The sequence below is a fragment of the Roseateles sp. genome (assembly GCF_031397715.1).
Lineage (GTDB): Bacteria > Pseudomonadota > Gammaproteobacteria > Burkholderiales > Burkholderiaceae_C > Paucibacter_A.
This window is the reverse complement of record NZ_JANNMI010000491.1, coordinates 1-5228: the sequence shown is the minus strand read 5'-3', so window position 1 is coordinate 5228 and position 5228 is coordinate 1. Positions and strand designations below refer to the sequence as shown.

General features: G+C 63.9%; 7 protein-coding genes. 2 read left to right on the top strand and 5 right to left on the bottom strand.

What is annotated here, in order from left to right; genetic code table 11:
• Together RMO57_RS21895 and senA are read right to left on the bottom strand one after the other, a co-directional pair.
• Positions 1 to 283: PhnD/SsuA/transferrin family substrate-binding protein (locus RMO57_RS21895; protein WP_414896478.1), on the bottom strand; the 283-nt coding region annotated here is incomplete at its 3' end.
• A 37-nt stretch (positions 284 to 320) separates the two neighbouring features.
• Positions 321 to 1490, bottom strand: coding sequence for a selenoneine synthase SenA (senA, locus tag RMO57_RS21890; protein WP_310390306.1), 1170 nt, complete (start codon positions 1488 to 1490; stop codon positions 321 to 323).
• Between the two features lie 17 nt (positions 1491 to 1507).
• Between senA and senB the strand changes: the two genes are divergently transcribed.
• The gene (gene senB / locus RMO57_RS21885) at positions 1508 to 2500 is read left to right on the top strand and encodes a selenoneine biosynthesis selenosugar synthase SenB (protein WP_310390304.1); all 993 of its coding nucleotides are present in this window, start codon (positions 1508 to 1510) and stop codon (positions 2498 to 2500) included.
• Positions 2497 to 3552 carry a selenide, water dikinase SelD gene (gene selD, locus RMO57_RS21880; RefSeq protein WP_310390302.1) on the top strand — a complete coding sequence of 352 codons (1056 nt, stop codon included), beginning with the start codon at positions 2497 to 2499 and terminating at the stop codon, positions 3550 to 3552. The genes senB and selD overlap by 4 nt, the downstream gene beginning before the upstream one ends.
• Positions 3553 to 3632: 80 nt before the next feature.
• Here selD and RMO57_RS21875 read toward each other — a convergent pair whose 3' ends face one another.
• The 3 genes from RMO57_RS21875 to RMO57_RS21865 form a co-directional block, all read right to left on the bottom strand.
• Positions 3633 to 4145 (bottom strand): OmpA family protein, encoded by a 513-nt coding sequence (locus RMO57_RS21875; RefSeq protein WP_310390300.1) that lies wholly within the window; start codon positions 4143 to 4145, stop codon positions 3633 to 3635.
• A 160-nt stretch (positions 4146 to 4305) separates the two neighbouring features.
• Positions 4306 to 4578, bottom strand: coding sequence for a type II toxin-antitoxin system RelE/ParE family toxin (locus RMO57_RS21870; RefSeq protein ID WP_310390298.1), 273 nt, complete (start codon positions 4576 to 4578; stop codon positions 4306 to 4308).
• Positions 4562 to 4786, bottom strand: coding sequence for a DUF6290 family protein (locus RMO57_RS21865; RefSeq protein ID WP_310390296.1), 225 nt, complete (start codon positions 4784 to 4786; stop codon positions 4562 to 4564). The genes RMO57_RS21870 and RMO57_RS21865 overlap by 17 nt, the downstream gene beginning before the upstream one ends.
• Between the last annotated feature and the right edge of the window lie 442 nt (positions 4787 to 5228).

Below are 5228 nucleotides of genomic sequence, written 5' to 3'. Positions count from 1 at the left end.
CGATCTTCTTGTTGACCAGCGTTTCCACGGCGGCGGCATAGTCGGTCACCGGCGTGAACTCGACCCTCATACCCAACTGGGCCTCCAAGTAACGCATCAGTGGTGCGGCCTTGCGGGCCAGTTCGGTCGGCGATTCATCGGGGATGGCGGTGACGCGCAACACTGGTGTTTGCGTTTGCGTTTGCGTTTGCGTTTGCGCTTGCGCTTGTGCGCCGACGCCCATCAGGGCAAGGCTGGCGGCGACGAAGGCTTGATTCAGTCGACGACGGTGGATGCTGGACATGGCTCACTCCGGAAAAAGGACTAGCGCGCATTGGAACTCAAGTCGCACTTGCGCGTACGGCGCAGCTGCGAAACCCAGTGGCAATATCGGTTCGCGATGGTAAAAAGAAATTGCGATAGTCCAAATGGCGCATGCGCGGCTGGGTGAACAACGAGGCGCCGCGCAGCACCCGGCGCCGGCCGAACCAGGGTTCCGAATAGTCCAAATAGGGGTGGGGCTTGAAGCCAACAAAGGGCAGGAAATCGCTGGCCGTCCATTCCCAGACCTGGCCCCAGGCAAAACCTGACCCCTGCGTCTTTGCGGCGCAATGCCATTCGGCCTCGGTCGGCAGGCGCCGGCCGGCCCAGGCACACCAGGCCTCGGCATCAAAGGCACTCAAGTGCACGGCCGCCTGGTTCGGCTTCAAGTCCTGCCAAACACCCCAGCGCTGCTGCTGCCAGCCCCCTTGCGCCCGGCGCAAATAGCGCGGTGTAGGGCCGCCCTGCTCGACAAAGGGCAGGAACTCGGCCCAGCTGACGACGCGGCTGTCGATCTCAAACGGCAGCAAATCCACCGCCGCGTCGCCCAGCTCGTTATCGAAATGAAAGCCGGCACCGGGGTCCGTGTCTACCAGTTGCCACCTGCTGCCGCCTACGCGCCTCGACACCCGCTCGCCGACCAAGGCCTGCGCCTGCCAGCGTGGGTCGTTGATGCTGATCCCCAGGCTTTGCGCCATGTACAGCGCCGCCTCGTGGTGCATGTCCTCATGCAGCAGCGCCAGACGGAAGAAGTACAGCTGCTCGGCCGAACCGTCGGCTTGGCTCAACAGGCCCAGGTTTTGCGCCAGTTGCTCGGCCAGCTCGGCGCGCGTGCTCGCCAAATCGGGCAAGTCAAGCGTCCAGCGCTGGGTATGCGGCACCCGGCTGGAGTCGTACAGCGCGTCGGCATTGGCGCGCCGACCTGGGTAGCGCGGGCTCAAGGGATCGGCGCTAACGCCGCATCGCCACAGCGGATTGCGGCTCAGCCAGAAGTCTTGAAACCAGCCGATATGGCCCAACTCCCAGAGCGGCGGATTGACCTCGGCGGACATCGGCACGGTCAGGGCAGATGGCAGGCTATGCGCATAGCATGCCAAGGTTGCCAAGGTGTCGGCGCGTGCGTCCGTCAAAGCCTGTTTGAGCCACTCGGTGCCGGCGCTGCGTGCCAATCTGCCTTGATCCACATTCATCACGTATAAAGCCCTCCATGCTGCGGCCCTCCATCCTAATCGTCACCCCTGCGTTTGCCGACGCCAACAACGGCAATTGGCAAACCGCGCAACGCTATGCGCGGTTTTTGTCCGAGCACTACCGCGTCGCCTTGGCGAAACAATGGGACGGGCAGGCCGCCGATCTCATGCTGGCCCTGCATGCGCGGCGCTCGGCCGCCAGTGTGCAGGCCTGGGCCGAACAAAGGCCAGCCCGGCCGCTGCTGCTGGTCTTGACCGGCACCGATTTGTACCAGGACATCCGCAGCGACGCCGCCGCGCAGGCGTCCTTGCGCTCGGCCAGCGCGCTGCTCGTCTTGAATGAGTTGGGCCTGCGAGCGTTGCCCGAACCGTTGCGCGCCAAAGCCCATATCTGTTTGCAGTCTTGCACGACGCGGCAGACCCTGACGGCCAAGACCCCACGCCATCTGCGCGCGCTGATGGTCGGCCATTTGCGGGCAGTGAAATCGCCGCAAACCTACTTCGATGCGGCCGAACTCTTGGCGGACAGAGCAGACATCCGACTCGACCATATCGGCAGCGCCTTGGAGCCGGCACTCGGGCAGGCCGCGCAGGCCTTGATGAGGCGCTGCCCGTCCTACCGCTGGCTCGGTGCACTTGCCCATGAGGCCACCCGCAAACGCATTCAGTCCGCCCATCTGCTGGTGCATCCGAGCCGGCTTGAGGGCGGCGCCCATGTCGTGATCGAAGCCCTGTGCAGCGGCACGCCGGTGCTGGCGTCCAGGGTCGACGGTAACGTCGGCCTGCTGGGCGAGGACTATCTGGGCTTGTTTGAATGGGCAGACGCGCAAGGTCTGGCCACCCTGCTGCGGCAATGTCGCGCTGATCCCGCTATGCTGGCAGCCCTGCAAACGCAAGCCGCCGCCCGCGCCCTGCTGTTTCACCCCGAACTAGAAAAATTCAGACTGCGCGCCATCGTCGCCGATCTGTTGAACCCGCCAACACCCCTGCACAAGGAACCAGCGCCATGACCCCCAATGAACCCCGCCTGACCTCGCTCTCCCATGGTGGCGGCTGCGGCTGCAAGATCGCCCCCGGCGTGCTGTCCGAGATCCTCAAAGGAACCACCGGCTTCCCGGTGCCACCGGAGCTGCTGGTGGGCATCGAGACCGCCGACGACGCCGCCGTCTACAAGCTCAACGACGAGCAGGCGCTGATCGCCACCACCGACTTTTTCATGCCCATCGTCGATGACCCGTTCGACTTTGGCCGCATCGCCGCCACCAACGCGATCAGCGACGTTTACGCGATGGGCGGGCGGCCCATTCTTGCGCTGGCCCTGGTCGGCATGCCGATCAATCTGCTGAGCACGGCCACCATTGGCCGCATCCTGGAGGGCGGTGCTTCGGTCTGCCGAGCGGCGGGCATCCCGATTGCCGGCGGCCACACGATCGATTCGGTCGAGCCGATTTACGGCCTGGTCGCACTCGGCCTGGTGCACCCGAGCCGGGTCAAGCGCAATGCCGACGCGCGGCCGGGCGATGTGTTGGTGCTCGGCAAGCCGCTGGGTGTGGGCATTATGTCGGCGGCCTTGAAGAAAGACTTGCTGGGCGCGGCCGGCTATGCGCGGATGATTGACGTGACGACGCAGCTGAACACACCGGGGCCGGACCTGGCGGCACTCGACGGCGTGCACGCGCTGACCGACGTGACCGGCTTTGGCCTGGCCGGCCATGCGCTGGAGCTGGCGCGCGGCGCCGGCTGCGATGTCTGGCTGGACTGGACCAAAGTGCCCTTGTTGCCTGGCGTGGCCGAGTTGGCGGACCAAGGCGTGGTCACCGGTGCGTCGGGGCGCAACTGGGCCGCTTACGGTCACGACATCCATCTGCCGGCGGCGTTTTCCGGCACGGCACAAGCACTGCTGAGTGACCCGCAAACCAGCGGCGGCCTGCTGGTGTCTTGCGCGCCGGCGGCGCTGAACGCCGTGCTGGCGGTGTTTCAAAAGCATGGCTTCGGGGACGCTGCGGCGGTCGGCAGGATTGACCAGGCGCAGGACAAGCCGGGGCAGCTTCGCATCGGCTAGCGTCTCAAATCGCCACAAAAAAACCGCCAAAGGCGGTTTTTTTCAATGCTGAAGGGCTAAAGCCAAGTCCTTGAATTCGCTCAGTCCAACAAACGGATCTCGACGCGGCGGGCTTCATCGGCCGTGCCGTCGGCCAAGGTCGACTCGGGCTTGCGCAGCAACATGCGGCCAGCGTCCACGCCGGCCGCGCTGAGCACCGAGCGGGTCGCGATGGCGCGCTGCTTGGCGAGCTCGGCATTCTTGGCCGCGTCACCGCTGGCATCGTGAAAACCGGCAATCACGATCTTGCGGGTCGGCGCGGCCATCATCAAGGCTTCCATCGCACGCGCCAAGTCGGGGGCGGCCTCAACCGGCAACGTCGCTTCGGCAAAGCCGAACCGAACGGTCGCCAGCAACTCGCCGCTGAGCGGGGCGTCATACAGATCGGGATCGGCCATTGCGGCCACTGCAGGCGCTAAAGCCGACACGGGCGCGGCACGGTGGCGCTGTTTGATCAGCACATAAGAGCTGATGCTGACCAGCAAAACTGCGATGACCAGGCCCACCAGCCACAGGGCGATGCGTTCGTTGTCGTCTTGATTGTTGGAAGCCATTGTGAAAATCTCCAGGAAGTAGCCGGGGCGAATCGGGGGCGATTCGGATCGGGGAGGATTCTAACGGGCAAGCTCCACACCAGCCGTACGCGAGCCTTGCGCTCAGTGGCATCGGCATCGCGGCCGGGCGCCCGGCCCGGCATGATGGCAAAAGTGCCGCTCAAGTCCGGTACACCTCTCTGCGGTTTCCGATGCGCACGACCAGGATGCGCACGGCGCCGTCTTCAATGCTGGCGATGATTCGGTAGTCGCCCACTCGGTACTTCCAAAAGTCACCCAGATTGGCACCCTTGAGCGCTTCGCCGATGCTGCGGGGGTCGTCGAGCGGGGCCACCCGTTCGCGCAAAAATGCGGTGATGCGTCGAGCGACTTGCTTGTCTAGTTTTTCCAAATCCTTCTTGGACGCGTCATCTAGTTCAATCCGCCAGGCCAAGCTTGTGCTCCACTTCTTCTAAGCTGTAGGTCTTGCTGCGCCCGGCCCGAACTTCAATCAAGCGCTGTTCGGACAGGTACAAATCTTCTAGATCGTCCAAGTGCTCAAGAATGGCTTCGCGCGCATAGAAAGTCTTGGTTCGCCCGGTGGCTTGCGCCAACGCCTCAAGGCGGCTTTCCACTTCGGCGGGTAATCGGATGGCAAGCATGACGGGCTCCTGTCGGCAACTGCTATACAAGTATATCTTGTGAGCAAATAGGCGACTAGGCGGCCACCTCTCAAGAAACAAAACGCCGTGCCGCTCCCAAGTGGTCCCTGACCCGGCGAGCGCCTGCGGTGCCGACGCGAGCTTGGCTCGCATCCCCTGAATCAATCGGCTTCCGACAGATGGGTTCTGTGATCACCCACATCGCTGCGCGATATGAGTGATCCCAAACCCGGCGAGCGCCTCCGGCGCCGATGGCCGCTACGCGGCCATCTCTCGATCAGTTGGCTTCAGACAACTGATCGAGAATCGCCGGGTTCTCCAAAGTACTCGTATCCTGCGTGACCGCCTCACCCTTGGCAACCGAGCGCAAGAGCCGGCGCATGATCTTGCCGGAGCGGGTCTTAGGTAGGTTGTCACCAAAACGAATGTCCTTGGGCTTGGC

Excerpts from the sequence above, each read along its gene's own strand:
- senA (WP_310390306.1), bottom strand. The coding sequence starts at position 1,490 with ATGAATGTGGATCAAGGCAGATTGGCACGCAGCGCCGGCACCGAGTGG.
- senB (WP_310390304.1), top strand. The coding sequence starts at position 1,508 with ATGCTGCGGCCCTCCATCCTAATCGTCACCCCTGCGTTTGCCGACGCC.
- selD (WP_310390302.1), top strand. The coding sequence starts at position 2,497 with ATGACCCCCAATGAACCCCGCCTGACCTCGCTCTCCCATGGTGGCGGC.
- RMO57_RS21875 (WP_310390300.1), bottom strand. The coding sequence starts at position 4,145 with ATGGCTTCCAACAATCAAGACGACAACGAACGCATCGCCCTGTGGCTG.
- RMO57_RS21865 (WP_310390296.1), bottom strand. The coding sequence starts at position 4,786 with ATGCTTGCCATCCGATTACCCGCCGAAGTGGAAAGCCGCCTTGAGGCG.